The 15,268-nt window shown below is 49.2% G+C and carries 13 protein-coding genes, 1 rRNA gene and 1 riboswitch; of the genes, 7 read left to right on the top strand and 7 right to left on the bottom strand.

Annotation, left to right across the window (positions count from 1 at the left end):
• The 4 genes from BZG76_RS13970 to BZG76_RS13955 all read right to left on the bottom strand — a co-directional run.
• Window positions 1-62 (bottom strand): 16S ribosomal RNA (locus tag BZG76_RS13970); the annotation flags it as partial.
• Between the two features lie 561 nt (window positions 63-623).
• A complete protein-coding gene (hemG, locus tag BZG76_RS13965) occupies window positions 624-1,160 on the bottom strand; it encodes a menaquinone-dependent protoporphyrinogen IX dehydrogenase (protein WP_077461806.1) in 537 nt (178 codons plus the stop codon).
• Between the two features lie 18 nt (window positions 1,161-1,178).
• Window positions 1,179-2,636, bottom strand: a complete 1,458-nt coding sequence (locus BZG76_RS13960) for a TrkH family potassium uptake protein (RefSeq protein ID WP_077461805.1) — start codon at window positions 2,634-2,636, stop codon at window positions 1,179-1,181.
• A gap of 85 nt (window positions 2,637-2,721) precedes the next feature.
• Window positions 2,722-3,345, bottom strand: a complete 624-nt coding sequence (locus BZG76_RS13955) for a YigZ family protein (RefSeq protein WP_077461804.1) — start codon at window positions 3,343-3,345, stop codon at window positions 2,722-2,724.
• A gap of 216 nt (window positions 3,346-3,561) precedes the next feature.
• On the opposite strand from BZG76_RS13955, the gene fadB reads away from it, so the two are divergent.
• From fadB to acuI, 3 genes are all read left to right on the top strand, one after another.
• Window positions 3,562-5,742 (top strand): fatty acid oxidation complex subunit alpha FadB, encoded by a 2,181-nt coding sequence (gene fadB / locus BZG76_RS13950; RefSeq protein ID WP_077461803.1) that lies wholly within the window; start codon window positions 3,562-3,564, stop codon window positions 5,740-5,742.
• A gap of 16 nt (window positions 5,743-5,758) precedes the next feature.
• Window positions 5,759-6,922 carry an acetyl-CoA C-acyltransferase FadA gene (fadA, locus tag BZG76_RS13945; protein ID WP_077461802.1) on the top strand — a complete coding sequence of 388 codons (1,164 nt, stop codon included), beginning with the start codon at window positions 5,759-5,761 and terminating at the stop codon, window positions 6,920-6,922.
• A gap of 156 nt (window positions 6,923-7,078) precedes the next feature.
• The gene (acuI, locus tag BZG76_RS13940) at window positions 7,079-8,071 is read left to right on the top strand and encodes an acrylyl-CoA reductase (NADPH) (RefSeq protein WP_077461801.1); all 993 of its coding nucleotides are present in this window, start codon (window positions 7,079-7,081) and stop codon (window positions 8,069-8,071) included.
• Window positions 8,072-8,242: 171 nt separating this feature from the next.
• On the opposite strand, the gene BZG76_RS13935 is transcribed toward acuI, so the two are convergent.
• Window positions 8,243-8,446, bottom strand: a complete 204-nt coding sequence (locus BZG76_RS13935) for a hypothetical protein (protein ID WP_025744548.1) — start codon at window positions 8,444-8,446, stop codon at window positions 8,243-8,245.
• A 122-nt stretch (window positions 8,447-8,568) separates the two neighbouring features.
• Here BZG76_RS13935 and tusA point away from each other — a divergent pair, with 122 nt between their 5' ends.
• A complete protein-coding gene (tusA, locus tag BZG76_RS13930; protein ID WP_077461800.1) occupies window positions 8,569-8,817 on the top strand; it encodes a sulfurtransferase TusA in 249 nt (82 codons plus the stop codon).
• A 35-nt stretch (window positions 8,818-8,852) separates the two neighbouring features.
• On the opposite strand, the gene BZG76_RS13925 is transcribed toward tusA, so the two are convergent.
• Window positions 8,853-9,413, bottom strand: a complete 561-nt coding sequence (locus BZG76_RS13925) for a TMEM165/GDT1 family protein (protein WP_077461799.1) — start codon at window positions 9,411-9,413, stop codon at window positions 8,853-8,855.
• Between the two features lie 92 nt (window positions 9,414-9,505).
• Window positions 9,506-9,615: riboswitch (yybP-ykoY riboswitch) on the bottom strand.
• Window positions 9,616-9,789: 174 nt separating this feature from the next.
• On the opposite strand from BZG76_RS13925, the gene glyQ reads away from it, so the two are divergent.
• The 3 genes from glyQ to BZG76_RS13910 all read left to right on the top strand — a co-directional run bounded on the left by glyQ (window position 9,790) and on the right by BZG76_RS13910 (window position 14,353).
• Window positions 9,790-10,701: a glycine--tRNA ligase subunit alpha gene (gene glyQ / locus BZG76_RS13920; RefSeq protein WP_025673809.1), complete on the top strand. Its 912-nt coding sequence runs from the start codon at window positions 9,790-9,792 to the stop codon at window positions 10,699-10,701.
• Window positions 10,702-10,710: 9 nt separating this feature from the next.
• Entirely contained in the window at window positions 10,711-12,780 is a 2,070-nt protein-coding gene (gene glyS, locus BZG76_RS13915) for a glycine--tRNA ligase subunit beta (protein ID WP_077461798.1), read from the top strand.
• A 319-nt stretch (window positions 12,781-13,099) separates the two neighbouring features.
• Entirely contained in the window at window positions 13,100-14,353 is a 1,254-nt protein-coding gene (locus BZG76_RS13910; RefSeq protein WP_077461797.1) for a valine--pyruvate transaminase, read from the top strand.
• A 259-nt stretch (window positions 14,354-14,612) separates the two neighbouring features.
• Here the strand turns inward: BZG76_RS13910 and BZG76_RS13905 are convergent, their stop codons facing one another.
• A complete protein-coding gene (locus BZG76_RS13905; RefSeq protein ID WP_025744545.1) occupies window positions 14,613-15,053 on the bottom strand; it encodes an Hsp20 family protein in 441 nt (146 codons plus the stop codon).
• Between the last annotated feature and the right edge of the window lie 215 nt (window positions 15,054-15,268).

The following is a 15,268-nucleotide window of genomic DNA, read 5'->3' as shown; positions in this document are numbered from 1 at the left end:
ACTTGCATGTGTTAGGCCTGCCGCCAGCGTTCAATCTGAGCCATGATCAAACTCTTCAATTAAAGTTTTGGTGTTTGCTTTTCCTAAGAAAAGACAAACGGCTCGATAAATACTGTTTTGWTCGTCTCTTGCGAGACAAACGAATTGACTGTGCCGAACAACGTAAACGTTGTTTCGTTTTCGTATTGGTCACTCAGTTCATCGAATAAATCTTTTTGTCTATTCTCAACGAGTGCCCACACAGATTGCATAGGTCAAATTGTTAAAGAGCGTTGACTGTGCGAAGCTGCGCTTCGCTTGGTCAGGGCTGCGTATCTTACGCGCCTTGCCGTTAAAGTCAAGAAGAAATTTTATCTTTTATTTTCAACCCTCAGGCTGGAAATAAAACCTCTTTTTGACTCCCCTAACGCTTGGCGTTAAGTGGACGGCTATCTTAATCTTTTAAAAACTCACGTCAAGCGTTTATTTTTATTTGATTTTTTACTTCAACATGGCGCTGAGCGCTTGCCCTGCGTGCCGTGTCGATGGAGGCGCATTATAGAGAAGTTGATCGCCTTAGCAAGAGGGAAAAGCGACTTTTTTTGCAAAAAGCCGCTGTTCGGTCAAAGAATCAGCGCTATGGGCTAAAACTGAGCAAATTGATCAGTAAATGCTTTCACTTTTTGCCAATCGGTATATTCCACTTCCTTACTCGTATCCGTCTCGCCGCCGGTAATATGCATAATCAAGCGAATCATCATACGATCGAACCATTTATAGCGCGGGTAGTAGAGGGCTCCGGCGAACACGCCATGCAACTGAGGCTTCCATGGCGACTTTTCTAGAAACTTACGACTATAGGCGCTCGTTTCTGCGGTATCTTTACCAGGTTTACGCGCGGTTAAATTGACACTAAAAAAGCCCGCTTTCACTCGGTTTAGCTGTTCGCTGTGCGTATCGATAAATTGATAGAGCTTTTTATTGAAGTGGCCATAACGAATCGATGCTCCGATTAACACCCGATCATATTGGGTAAGATCGAGTGTTGGCACTTGATGGAGATCGCTCACGTCACACTGCGCACGTTCTCCAAGCTGACTCTCTATATAATGTAGAATCTTCTTAGTTTGCCCTTCCCGACTTGAGTGTAACAGCAGCACTTTCTGCGTTGCGTTGCTCATTGCTTCTCCTTCCCCTGTTTAGCTACGCCAAAAAGTGGGGGTAAATAAAACCAGTAATGTGAATATCTCTAAACGACCAAACAGCATCGCCAGGATCAGTACCCATTTCGCTGTGTCATTAATATCACCAAAGTGAGCAGCCACTTCGCCCAAGCCTGGGCCGAGATTATTGAGTGTGGCCGCCACAGCCGAAAAAGCGGTCAGCTCTTCGATGCCGGTTGCAATTAACGCCAGCATACAGATCACAAAGACCAACGCATAGGCGGAGAAAAATCCCCATACCGCGTCGACGACTTGTTGACGTAAGGCTTTGTTGCCCACCTTAATCGTATACACTGCACGGGGATGGACTAAGCGCTTAAGCTCGCGCGTACCTTGTAGTGAAAGCAATAAGATACGAATGACTTTCATCCCCCCACCTGTTGAGCCTGCACACCCGCCGATAAAGGAAGTGAATAACAATAGAACAGGTAAAAACAGCGGCCAATGAGCAAATGTCGTCGTGGTATAGCCTGCGGTGGTTGAAATAGATACCGACTGAAATAATGCTTGAGTGAAAGTTTCAGCGGAACTGTCATAGACTTGATGGCCACTAAGCATGGTGAAGACGACCAGCCATAGTAGGAATTGAATAAGTAAAAACGCGCGAAATTCGGGATCACGTAAGTAAAACTTTAGATTAAGCCCGTTATTAGCAAACGCCGCAAAGTGCAGCGAAAAGTTACACGCTGATATTAACAAAAAGACCACGGTGATCAGGTTTACGGCCGTACTGTCAAAGTGACCGATACTTGCGTCATGGGTTGAAAAACCGCCAATTGCAACGGTTGAAAAGCTATGCCCAATCGCATCAAACGCTGACATACCGGCCAACCAATAGGCTAACGCGCAGCTGACCGTCAGTGTCAGATAAATGTACCAAAGGACTTTCGCGGTTTCGGCTATCCTGGGCGTCATTTTGGTATCTTTGACCGGCCCTGGGATCTCTGCACGATAAAGCTGCATGCCCCCGATGCCGAGTACGGGAAGAATCGCCACCGCTAAGACGATAATCCCCATTCCGCCCAGCCATTGAAGCAGCTGGCGATAAAATAAAATGGCCTTGGGCAACTCATCCAGACCAACAATCACGGTCGCCCCTGTCGTCGTTAACCCCGAAAAGGACTCAAAAAACGCCTCACTGACCGATAAATCAGGCTGTTCCGACAACATCAGCGGCACAGAGCCTGCGCTGCCGATCACCGTCCAGAACAGCACGACAATTAAAAAGCCATCGCGCGCTTTGAGTTCATGCCGGTAATCACGGTTTGGAAACCAAAGCAGTCCCCCCCCCGCAAGCAGTAAGAAAAATGTCAATACAAACGGGAGCCCAGCACCGTCACGGTAAATAAAAGCCACCAGCGCAGGGGCGAGCATGGTAATGCTGAACAGGGCCAGTAGAAGTCCGACAATGCGGGTAATGGAACGAAATTGCATAGCCTGACGTGGCCCTCTTATCAGCGACAGCCTTTTACTGCCGTCTCATCGTTACACGTAAAGCAGGCTAAATGCCTGACGTTTATTATTGATGTTCTGTCGAGCAAGCTTGTGCCTGCCCACGAGTTTGATTTTTTAGCGCATCGAGAAAACCTTCGATGAATCGCGCATCAATACGGACAGCTAGCTGCACATTATGACTGAACGCAGCATCAAGCTGAATGCCATGGTACTGCTTTAGTAGCAACTCGATAGTATCAATGTGAGCATATTCACAGCTTATTGTGTAAGGAACCGTGACAGCAACCTCACGCGTTGTTAATAAGCTTAGCGCTTGTTGCACACTGGTACCGTATGCTTTCACTAAGCCCCCGGTACCCAGTTTGATCCCACCGAAATAACGGACGACCACCGCACAGACCTCTCCGACCTTTGCGCCCGACAGTTGCGCAAGCATTGGTTTACCTGCGGTTCCTGCGGGCTCGCCATCGTCACCACAGCCCCATTGTACCGATGATTCGGGTCTTCCCGCGACGAAGGCCCAACAATGATGGCGCGCATCAGGGTAAGCGTTGCGTAAAGATTGAATAAACTGCTTCGCGTCTGCCTCACCCGGTGTGTGAGCAAGATAGGTGATAAATCGGCTCTTTTTTATTTCAAGCTCGTGCCTGACAGTCTCTGCAGGAACCGCATAAGGCGTGATCGGCATAATGATATAATCCTTGAGTTTCTACCTTGCACTTTATCATATCTCCGCTTCTTCTACAGGGACGCCCACGCAGTAAAAACAATCCACGCCACATATTTTAAACATTCGTTTAACTTTTGGTTGTCATTTATTATAACAATGATCCACACTAGAGCTCATCTGGTCTAACCAGAACAGTATTCAACCAGGATGGTACGGCCAACGTGGAGAAAAACCATGATCTACCAAGGAGATAACCTTTCAGTTCGTGCATTGGAAAACGGCATTGTAGAACTGACACTGGACAGCCAGGGTTCTGTCAACAAACTGGATCTGTCGACGCTAGAAAGCTTAGACCGAGCCCTCGACGCCTTAGCAGGCCGAGAAGATGTAAAGGGGCTCATGCTCACATCTGCAAAGTCGGCCTTTATTGTCGGCGCCGATATCACCGAGTTTCTCGGTTTATTTGCCAAGCCCGACCAAGAGCTCTCTGATTGGGTGTCGCGCGCGAACGCAATCTTCAATCGTTTAGAAGACCTCCCCTATCCGACGATCAGCGCCGTCAACGGCCATGCCTTAGGGGGCGGCTGCGAGTGTATTCTTTCTACCGATTTACGTGTTGCAAGCTCTGACGCACGGATTGGTCTCCCCGAAACCAAACTGGGTATTATGCCTGGGTTTGGTGGCACCGTGCGCTTACCGCGTTTAGTGGGTGCCGATACGGCGATGGAAATTATCACTGCAGGTAAAGAAAAACGCGCCGCAGCAGCGCTCAAAGAAGGATTAGTGGATGCCGTCGTTGAAGTAGATAACCTTCGTGTCGCGGCAATCAGTATGCTCACTCAAGCCATCAATGAAAAAATTGATTGGCAAGGCCGTCGTCAGCAGAAAAAACAACCATTGGGGCTAAACCGCACAGAAGCCGCCATGAGTTTTACCATGGCTAAAGGCATGGTGGCTCAGGTAGCCGGTAAGCACTATCCAGCGCCCATGACTGCCGTGACGGCCATTGAAGAGGCGGCCGGCATGACACGCGATGAGGCACTCAAGGTCGAAAATCGCTATTTCGTGAAACTGGCAAAAACCGACGTTGCTCAAGCCTTAGTCGGGATTTTCCTCAATGATCAAGTGATCAAAGGCAAGGCGAAAAAAGCCGCTAAACAAGGGAAAGATACCCAGCGTGGTGCCGTTCTAGGTGCAGGTATTATGGGCGGCGGCATCGCCTACCAATCGGCCCTAAAAGGCGTGCCTGTGATGATGAAAGACATTGCACAAGCATCGCTAGATTTGGGCATGAAAGAGGCCACCAAGCTACTCAATAAGCAACTCGAACGCGGTCGTATCGATGGCTTTAAAATGGGCCAAGTGCTGTCGTCAATCACCCCAAGTCTACACTATGCCGGCATTGAACATAGCGATGTAGTTGTTGAGGCTGTGGTAGAGAACCCTAAAATCAAAGCCAGTGTTCTCAAAGAGGTAGAAGAGCAAGTGAGTGCGGATGCGGTAATTGCATCGAATACCTCCACCATTCCTATCAATACGTTGGCCAAGTCAATGGCGCGCCCAGAAAACTTCTGTGGCATGCATTTCTTTAACCCCGTCCACCGCATGCCGTTGGTCGAGGTGATTCGAGGCGAAAAGACCTCCGATGAAACCATTGCCCGTGTGGTTGCCTATGCAGCGAAAATGGGCAAATCACCGGTTGTTGTCAATGACTGTCCCGGGTTTTTCGTCAACCGCGTACTCTTCCCCTATTTCCATGCCTTTAGCCTTCTTCTTCGTGACGGTGTGGATTTCCAACGCATCGATAAGATTATGGAGAAGCAATTTGGCTGGCCAATGGGCCCGGCCTACTTGCTCGACGTGGTTGGTATCGATACCGCGCACCACGCGCAAGCGGTGATGGCAGAAGGCTTTCCTGATCGCATGAGTAAATCAGGTCGTGATGCGATTGATGTGATGTTCGACGCCGAGCGTTTCGGTCAAAAGAACGGCAAGGGTTTCTATCGCTACTCTATCGATAAAAAAGGGAAGCCGAAAAAAGAAGCTGATGAAGCCGTACCTGGGTTACTTGCCTCCGTGATCGAGGGGAATCAGTCAGATATCAGTGATGAAGATATAATTGCTCGTATGATGGTGCCGATGGTCAATGAAGTGGCACGTTGTCTCGAAGAAAACATTATCGCCTCTCCTGCTGAAGCAGATATCGCCTTGGTTTATGGCATTGGTTTTCCACCATTCCGCGGTGGTGCTTTCCGTTATGTTGATACTCTGGGTGTTGATCACTATGTCGCAATGGCAGACAAATTCTCTGATCTTGGCGCCTTGTATCATGTCCCAACGGATATGAAACGTCGTGCGGGCGACAAACAGGCTTACTTTGATGTGACCCCGGTCAACGCACCGCAATCAGCCTAAGGTTAAGGAGAGAACAATGAACAATGTAGTGATCGTTGACTGTATTCGTACACCAATGGGCCGCTCTAAAGGCGGTGTATTTCGCAATGTACGCGCGGAGGACTTATCGGCGCACTTGATGAAATCCTTACTGACTCGCAACCCAGCAGTCGAAAGCAGCGCAATTGAAGATATTTATTGGGGCTGTGTCCAGCAAACGCTAGAACAAGGCTTTAATATTGCGCGTAATGCCGCTTTATTAGCGGGGATCCCACACTCCGTTGGTGCTACCACCGTCAACCGCCTGTGTGGTTCGTCGATGCAAGCGCTACACGATGCAGCGCGTGCAATCATGGTTGGCGATGGTGACACCTTCATGATTGGGGGCGTGGAGCATATGGGACACGTGCCGATGAACCATGGCGTCGACTTCCATCCTGGTTTGTCTAAATCGGTTGCAAAAGCAGCAGGCATGATGGGACTTACAGCAGAAATGCTTGGTCGTATGCATGGTATTAGCCGCCAAATGCAAGACGAGTTTGCTGCTCGCTCTCATGCGCGTGCTCACGCAGCCACGGTAGAAGGGCGCTTTAGACAAGAGATAGCCCCTATCGAAGGCCATGATGCCAACGGTCTACTGACTCTGGTTGAAGATGATGAGGTGATTCGTCCAGAAACCACGGTTGAAAGCTTGGCCAACCTGCGCCCCGCCTTTGACCCTGTTACGGGCACAGTGACGGCGGGTACTTCATCGGCGCTATCAGATGGCGCATCAGCAATGCTAGTGATGAGCGAAGAAAAAGCCAAATCACTCGGGCTCCCTATTCGAGCACGTATTCGAGCGATGAGCGTTGCCGGCTGTGATCCATCAATTATGGGTTATGGCCCAGTGCCAGCCACCCAAAAGGCACTGAAACGCGCTGGATTGAGTATCGATGATATTGATCTTATTGAGCTGAACGAAGCATTTGCCGCGCAATCACTACCTTGCGTCAAAGATCTCGGCCTGATGGATAAAGTCGATGAAAAGGTCAACCTCAATGGCGGCGCCATTGCCTTGGGTCACCCATTAGGCTGTTCAGGTGCACGCATCTCGACCACCTTGTTACATCAAATGGAGCGTCAAGATGCCACCTTAGGGTTGGCAACCATGTGTATTGGTTTGGGTCAAGGGATTGCCACCGTGTTCGAACGCGTGTAATGCCTTCTTCGTGACGATAAAAGAGCGGTGTTTACCGCTCTTTTTTTTGGGTTGCGTCTAACGGCGTTCAATCGCATAGTGATTGATATAACGCAAGTGGTCGCTTATTCGCTCGGCCTAGTATGGCCGCTCACTTATTCCAACCGGGAGAATGCCATGTTTAACGCGCTTGTCCTCGAACAACACGAAAAACAAACCCTCGCCAACATCACCGCCTTAGCAGAGAGTGATCTCCCTGACGGCAATGTTACCGTCGATATTGACTATAGTTCACTCAATTACAAAGATGGCCTCGCCATTACCGGCAAAGGGAAAATTGTGCGCCAATTTCCGATGGTGCCAGGTATTGATTTTGCTGGCACGGTTGCAGACAGCCAGCACCCAGACTATCAACCTGGAGATAAAGTGGTGCTGACCGGCTGGGGCGTCGGTGAAGGCCACTGGGGTGGCATGGCTGAGAAAGCGCGCGTTAACGGTGATTGGTTAGTCCCCTTAGCCGAAGGGCTGACTGAACAACAAGCCATGATGGTCGGCACCGCTGGGTTGACTGCCATGTTATGCGTACAAGCCTTGATTGATGGCGGCGTTAAGCCAGAAGACGGCAAAGTATTAGTCACGGGCGCCAGTGGTGGCGTAGGCTCTGTCGCCGTCACCTTATTACATGCTCTCGGTTATCGCGTCAGTGCTGTCACTGGCCGCCTAGACGCAAACCAAACCTGGCTTGAACAGCTTGGTGCCGATGACGTTTTACCGCGCGACGCATTTAGCGCCCCTGGGCGCCCGCTTGATAAACAACACTGGGCTGGTGCAGTTGATACCGTCGGCAGTCAAATGCTCGCCAACGTGCTGTCACAAATTCAGTATGGTGGTACGGTCGCTGCATGTGGCCTTGCCGGTGGCTTTGACCTCCCTGCCACCGTCATGCCATTTATTTTGCGGAATGTACGCTTGCAAGGAGTGGACTCTGTCTCTTGCCCGAGACCACAACGGCTCGCCGCATGGCAGTCACTCACCAAGCTGTTACCCGCACGCTACTTTGAACAAGCGTGCCACACTATCGCCCTGGCCCAGACGCCAGCGTACGCCGATAAAATCATCAATGGCGAAATAAAAGGCCGCGTGGTGATTGATATCACCAAGCAAGACTAACCATAAACGTAAGATTCATCATATGACACAAGGTCAATACTCAGCGAGATATTGGCCTTGTTTCCGTTACTGGTTTTCTCTGAATAACAGGCAAAAAAAATCCCGCTCTGAAAGCGGGGAAGCCCAAGAAAACTAGGGAGTGAGAGTGAGTGTCGCTGTTGAGTGAGTTAGCTAGCCTTGCGAAGAATCTGTTGGCTGAACGGTCAATGTTTCCATCAACAACCCCAGCGCAGACACCAGCAATGCTAAAGTCGTTAATAGAGCGTGACCCTGACTATGCGCTAAGTCTAAAAAAGCAAGGGCGCTCAATCCTGTATAAGCCAATACACGGTAGCCATAAGTAAAACCAAATTGTTGCTCGTTTACTTTTCTCATGCCACTCGCCACTCGTTAACGACTTGTTAATTAATTTACACAATAATTTTACAATCACAACCCTATTTGAATAATTCTGACTCGTAAGTATGATCAGGTCGACATTTTTTGAGGACACCGACATGACGACGCTTTTTAACCATGCTGATCATCAGCTTGATGCTTTAGGGTTGCGCTGCCCTGAACCTGTAATGATGGTACGTAAGCGTATCCGCCATATGGATGACGGTCAGACCTTGCTTATCACCGCTGATGATCCCTCTACGACACGAGATATTCCGAGTTTTTGTCGCTTTATGGACCATACCCTGGTCGCTGCCCAAACAGAGACCGTGCCGTTTCAATTTTTGATCAAAAAAGGGCTGGCATAATGCCAACCCTTATACCAATTCATCATTGTCCTGCGTTAACTCAGTAGATACCAGGTATCGAGTACAGCCAATGCCGCAAACATGGCCGCGGCAAGCGCGCGTACCACCGCAAATGGCACATGGCGCTGAATCTTATCGCCGGCTAAAACCACGGGAACATTGGCTAACAGCATCCCAATGGTAGAACCAATCACCACAATCCACAGTGCATCATTAAACTGTGCCCCTAGTGCCGTGGTCGCCAATTGGGTTTTATCCCCTATTTCAGCGACAAAAAAGGCGGTAAAACTGGCCCAAAATGCACTCTTTCCCTGTATGCCTTCATCCTCAAGCTTATCTGGGATCAGCATCCAAACCGCCATCACACTAAAACTGATAATCAAAATGACGTGTAAAACGGTGTCTGTTAGAACGTCTGCGGCCACCACACCAAGCCATGCGGCTATTGCATGGTTAACCAAAGTGGCTAATAGAATGGCACTGACAATCACCGCGGGTTTTCGAAACCGGGTCGCCAACGCCAAAGATAGTAACTGGGTTTTATCCCCTATTTCCGCCAAGGTGACGGTGGAAATAGAAATAGCAAGAACGCTCATGACAATGCTCATCTGGGGCAGGGCTTATTATGATTCAACCACGACAACACACACGCCCCACCCCGGTTCGTGCGATTGTCGTTGGTCTCGTCAAGCCCAGAGCACCATAAAGGTGGGCTTGCAATCACCATGAAGATTTTGCTTCAACTATGTTGATGATTGCCCCACTGACTGTGCAGTGGTCGACTACTCCCCAAGACGGCGCTAGTTTACGATTTGAACAATCATTTGGCAACGTCTATTCATCCATATTACCGCTGTATCGATAAGTCGGTTAAAGACGCACAAAAATCCGCCAGCCCCCTACTGCTTGAGCGCGCTGCGAGTTATAATTGCCAGCTATTTTCTCCATTCATCAACTCGCGCGAACCTGACAATGCATAAATTCGATATCAAAACCTTTCAGGGTATGATCCTCGCGCTGCAGGATTATTGGGCCCAGCAAGGCTGTACCATTGTTCAGCCACTAGACATGGAAGTGGGGGCGGGAACCTCCCACCCGATGACATGCTTGCGTGCCCTTGGACCAGAACCGATCGCAGCGGCTTACGTTCAACCTTCTCGTCGTCCAACCGATGGTCGTTATGGTGAGAACCCAAACCGTTTGCAGCACTATTATCAATTTCAAACCATTCTCAAACCATCACCCGACAATATTCAGGAGCTCTATCTAGGCTCTCTGCGTGTGTTAGGTATAGATCCCGAAGTTCACGATATTCGCTTTGTCGAAGATAACTGGGAAAACCCAACACTGGGTGCGTGGGGTTTAGGCTGGGAAGTGTGGCTTAACGGAATGGAAATTACCCAGTTTACCTACTTCCAGCAAGTCGGTGGTCTGGAATGCAAACCCGTTACCGGCGAAATCACTTATGGTATCGAGCGCTTGGCCATGTACATCCAAGAAGTCGATTCTGTCTATGACTTAATCTGGACTGATGGTCCGTTTGGCAAAGTGACCTACGGCGATATTTTCCATCAAAACGAGGTGGAGCAGTCGACCTACAACTTTGAACATGCTGATGTTGACTTTCTGTTCCGCTACTTTGATCAGTGCGAAGCCGAAAGTACCAAGCTCTTGGATCTCGAGCAGCCGCTCCCCTTGCCTGCTTATGAGCAGATCCTAAAGGCTGGTCATGCGTTTAACCTACTGGATGCGCGAAAAGCCATCTCAGTGACTGAACGCCAACGCTATATTTTACGCATTCGTACCCTGACTAAGCGGGTTGCTGAGGCGTACTATGCATCACGCGAAGCACTGGGCTTCCCCATGTGCCGCCACACTCAATAAGGGAGCATCATGGCAACGCAAAATTTCCTGATAGAGCTAGGTACGGAAGAGCTACCACCGACAGCATTGCGCACACTGGCTGAAGCCTTCGCGAGTCAGTTTGAAGCGCAACTAAAAGACGCTGACCTGAGCCACCAAGGTGTTACTTGGTATGCATCGCCTCGCCGGCTGGCGTTAAAAGTGGCCGCTTTGAGCGATCGCCAACCCGATAAGGTCTTAGAAAAACGCGGACCCGCGGTCAGCGCTGCTTTTGACGCCGACGGCAATCCCACCAAAGCCGCCATGGGTTGGGCGCGCGGTAATGGTATTGATGTCAGCGAAGCTGAACGCTTAAAAACCGATAAAGGTGAATGGCTGCTTTATCGTCAACACGTTCCTGGCCAAGCCATTGACGCCTTGCTGCCCGTGCTAGCCGATAACGCGCTAAACAAGTTGCCTATTCCTAAACCCATGCGCTGGGGTGATAAAGACACCCAGTTTATCCGCCCGGTGAAAACCTTGGTAATGCTATACGGCGAAACCTTAATTGAAGGCACGATTTTGGGCGTGGCGTCCGACCGTGTTATTCGTGGTCACCGCTTCATGGGTGAGCCGAATTTAACCCTGGCTCACGCCGATCACTACCCTGAGCGTCTCGAGCGGGAAGGCAAAGTGATGGCGGATTATGAAAAGCGTAAGGCATTGATTATTAAAGATGCCAAAGCAGCCGCGGACGCAGTGGGCGGAATGGCTGAGCTGGATGAAGACTTGGTCGAAGAAGTCACCTCATTGGTAGAATGGCCGGTAGTACTGACCGCCTCTTTCGAGAACAAATATCTCAAAGTACCGTCTGAAGCGCTGGTGTACACCATGAAAGGCGATCAAAAGTACTTTCCAGTGTATGACGCCAACGGCGAGCTACTGCCTAAGTTTATCTTTGTTTCTAACATTGAATCGAAAGATCCGACACAGGTTATCTCAGGGAACGAAAAAGTCGTACGCCCTCGCCTCGCGGATGCGGAGTTCTTCTTTGATACTGATCGCAAACGCCCATTGATTGATCGCCTGCCAGAGCTTGATAGCGCGGTATTCCAAAAACAATTAGGTACCATTAAAGATAAAACCGACCGCATTACTGCACTTGCAGGACAGATTGCAGAGCGTATCGGTGCCGATAAAGCACACACCGAGCGCGCTGGCCAACTGGCAAAGTGTGACTTAATGACCTCAATGGTGTTTGAGTTTACCGAAACGCAAGGCGTGATGGGCATGCACTACGCACGTCATGATGGTGAACCAGAAGCGGTTGCGCTGGCACTGAACGAGCAATATTGGCCGCGCTTTGCCGGTGATAAGCTACCTACGACGCCAGTATCGTCAGCCGTTGCAATGGCCGACAAAATGGATACCATCGTCGGTATCTTTGGTATTGGCCAAGCACCAAAAGGGAGTGATCCATTCGCCCTACGCCGTGCTGCTCTCGGTGTGCTACGTATTATCGTTGAAAACGGCTATCAGCTGGATTTAGTCGACCTCATTCGCGACGCCAAAGCCCAATACGATGATCGCCTCACCCATAAAGAAGTAGAGACCGAGGTCTTAGACTTTATGCTAGGTCGTTTCCGCAGCTGGTATCAAGATATGGGCTATAGCGTCGATATTATCCAAGCGGTATTAGCGCGCCGTCCAACCAAGCCTGCCGATTTCGATAGCCGTGTGAAAGCCGTTTCTCATTTCCGTAGCTTGGACGAAGCAGAAGCCTTGGCCGCCGCCAACAAACGTGTTGGCAATATCCTTGCGAAGTACGACGGCGAGCTGCCCAGCACAGTCGATAGCAGCTTACTACAAGAAGACGCTGAAAAAGCACTGGCGGATGTAGTGGCAGAAAAAGTCGCTGCGGTTAAGCCTTTGTTTGCTGACAGCGATTATCAAGGCGCGTTGACCGAACTGGCGCAATTGCGCACACCGGTTGATACCTTCTTTGATAATGTGATGGTCATGGCCGATGACCCAGCACTGAAGGCCAACCGTTTAGCGATGCTTCACCTTATCCGTGAGCAGTTCCTCAACGTGGCAGATATCTCGGTACTGCAAAAATAGACCCATCGAAGGCGTTATCAAACCCCGCACTAGCGGGGTTTTTTATGCTAATCCTGGTTATGTTTCACGTGAAACACTAGGCCTATAACCACGATGAATGCTTCGCATCAGTGTACTTACTTCTTCGTTTTACTCTCAACCTAACCTTCCCAGATAGTGGCATATCAACGCTGTACTGATAACGTAACAACCCTGTCAACCACCGGACTTAAAGAGCGTTCGATAACAGCCTCACAACGCTTTCTTTTTCACAAACAATTGTTGTATGTTGATGGCAGCTTAACCAAAACAATGACATAAATATTTGAAGGCAGTAATCATGGAAGTCACTCACTTTGGCGAGAAACTCGCTAACCACTCGGGTATCACCCAGTTAATGGACGATTTGAATGATGGCTTACGTAATCCAGATGCGATTATGCTCGGTGGCGGTAACCCCGCTGCGATACCGGAAATGCTCGATTACTTCAAAACACTGAGCCAATCGATGCTGGATGATGGTAGCCTCGTCCATGCCATGGCCAACTATGATGGCCCACAAGGTAAGTCGGCATTACTGAATGCCCTCGCCGAGCTTCTCAATAAGACCTATGGGTGGCAGCTTTCCAGTAAAAACATCATGCTCACCAACGGTAGTCAAAGTGCGTTCTTTTATCTGTTTAACCTTTTAGCGGGACGTTATTCAGACGGCAGCCATAAAAAGATTTTACTCCCCTTGGCGCCTGAATATATTGGCTATGGCGATGCAGGGATCAGCGACGATATCTTTGTTAGCTACCAACCTGACATTGAGTTAATGGATAATCGACAGTTTAAATATCATGTCGACTTTAGTCGCTTAACCATTGATGACAGCATTGGTGCTATCTGTGCCTCTCGGCCGACCAACCCAACCGGTAATGTGCTCACTGATAGCGAGATCCAGCAGCTTGATAAACTCGCGCGCGAGCATAACATTCCATTGATTATCGATAACGCCTACGGTACGCCGTTCCCTGATATTATCTTTGAAGATGTTGCCCCGTTTTGGAACGACAATACTATTCTTTGCTCTAGCCTCAGCAAGCTAGGGTTACCCGGGGTGCGTTGCGGGATCGTGATCGCCAACGAAGATGTCATCCAAGCCATGTCAAATATCAACGGCATCGTTAGCCTATCGCCAAACAGTGTCGGACCGGCAATGGCGCTGGCGATGATTGAACGAGGTGACTTGTTGCGATTAAGCAAAGAGGTCGTTCGCCCCTTCTACCAACAAAAATCACAGCGCACACTTCGTATGGTGTTGGACACTATTAATGATGAGCGTGTTCGCGTGCATAAACCCGAGGGGGCCATCTTTTTGTGGCTGTGGTTTGAAGACTTACCCATTTCTACCCAAACACTGTACCAACGACTAAAAGCCCGTGGTGTACTGGTGGTGCCAGGCGAATATTTCTTTATTGGTGTGGAAAGCGAGGATTGGCCTCATGCGAGACAATGTATTCGCATGAACTACGTCCAAGACGACGATACCATGCAACGAGGCATAGAGATTATTGGCGAAGAAGTCATCCGTGCCTACCAAGAGGGCTAACAGTGTTTCACGTGGAACACTTACCGAGCTCCTTCTTTACTGTTTCACGTGAAACATTGGCTCAGGCTTAGTTCGAACCAACGTAACAATCTGGCAAGTCATCCATCGTTATCATCGACAAGCCAGGTTCCTGCAATGATAAGCAGACTGAAAGCAACCAACATGCATAAATAAAGGGCAGCGTTAGCTGCCCTCTTCGTTACGATTAACTTATTGCTTGGAGTAGCTGCGCCGCTAAACCTTCATGTCGCTGCCGCGCTTATTCTGCGTTTTCTAGCATGCGGTTACCGCCTATTTCGATACGGCGAGGTTTTTCTTCTTCAGGCACCTCACGAACCAGATCAATATGCAGCATGCCGTTTTCCATTTCCGCCCCCATCACTTTAATATGATCGTCGAGGTGGAACTTGCGTTCGAAGTCTCGTTCAGCAATGCCCTGGTATAAGAACTTAGTGTTCTGATTTCGTTCGGCTTTTTTGCCGGCGACCGTCAGGCTATTTTTTTGCTGAGTGATATCGACTTCATCTTGCCCGAATCCAGCAACAGCCATCGTAATCCGGTACTGGTTCTCCTTACTTTGCTCAATGTTGTAAGGAGGGAACCCACCCGCATTATTAGTGTTACTATTCTCGACCAAGTCGAACAAACGGTCAAAGCCAATCGCAGTACGATAGAGAGGAGAGAAATCAAAGTTACGCATAATCTTACCCTTCCTATGAAGCAATAAAATTCAACTAACGGCTTTCCGTTTCGGACAAGCCCCCAGCGACCCAATGGCATCGCCTCATTACTCTATATAGGGTTGCGCCGATTGATTTCAATGGCTGATTTTAAATTTTTTTTCTGTATGTAATCAGTCATACCTTGAGCATTATGTTGCATATATATAAATATCAAAAAAGGCCAGCAATACTG

This window comes from Salinivibrio sp. AR647 (genome assembly GCF_001995415.1).
Taxonomy (GTDB): domain Bacteria; phylum Pseudomonadota; class Gammaproteobacteria; order Enterobacterales; family Vibrionaceae; genus Salinivibrio; species Salinivibrio costicola.
This window is presented reverse-complemented; position numbering and strand designations above follow the sequence as displayed.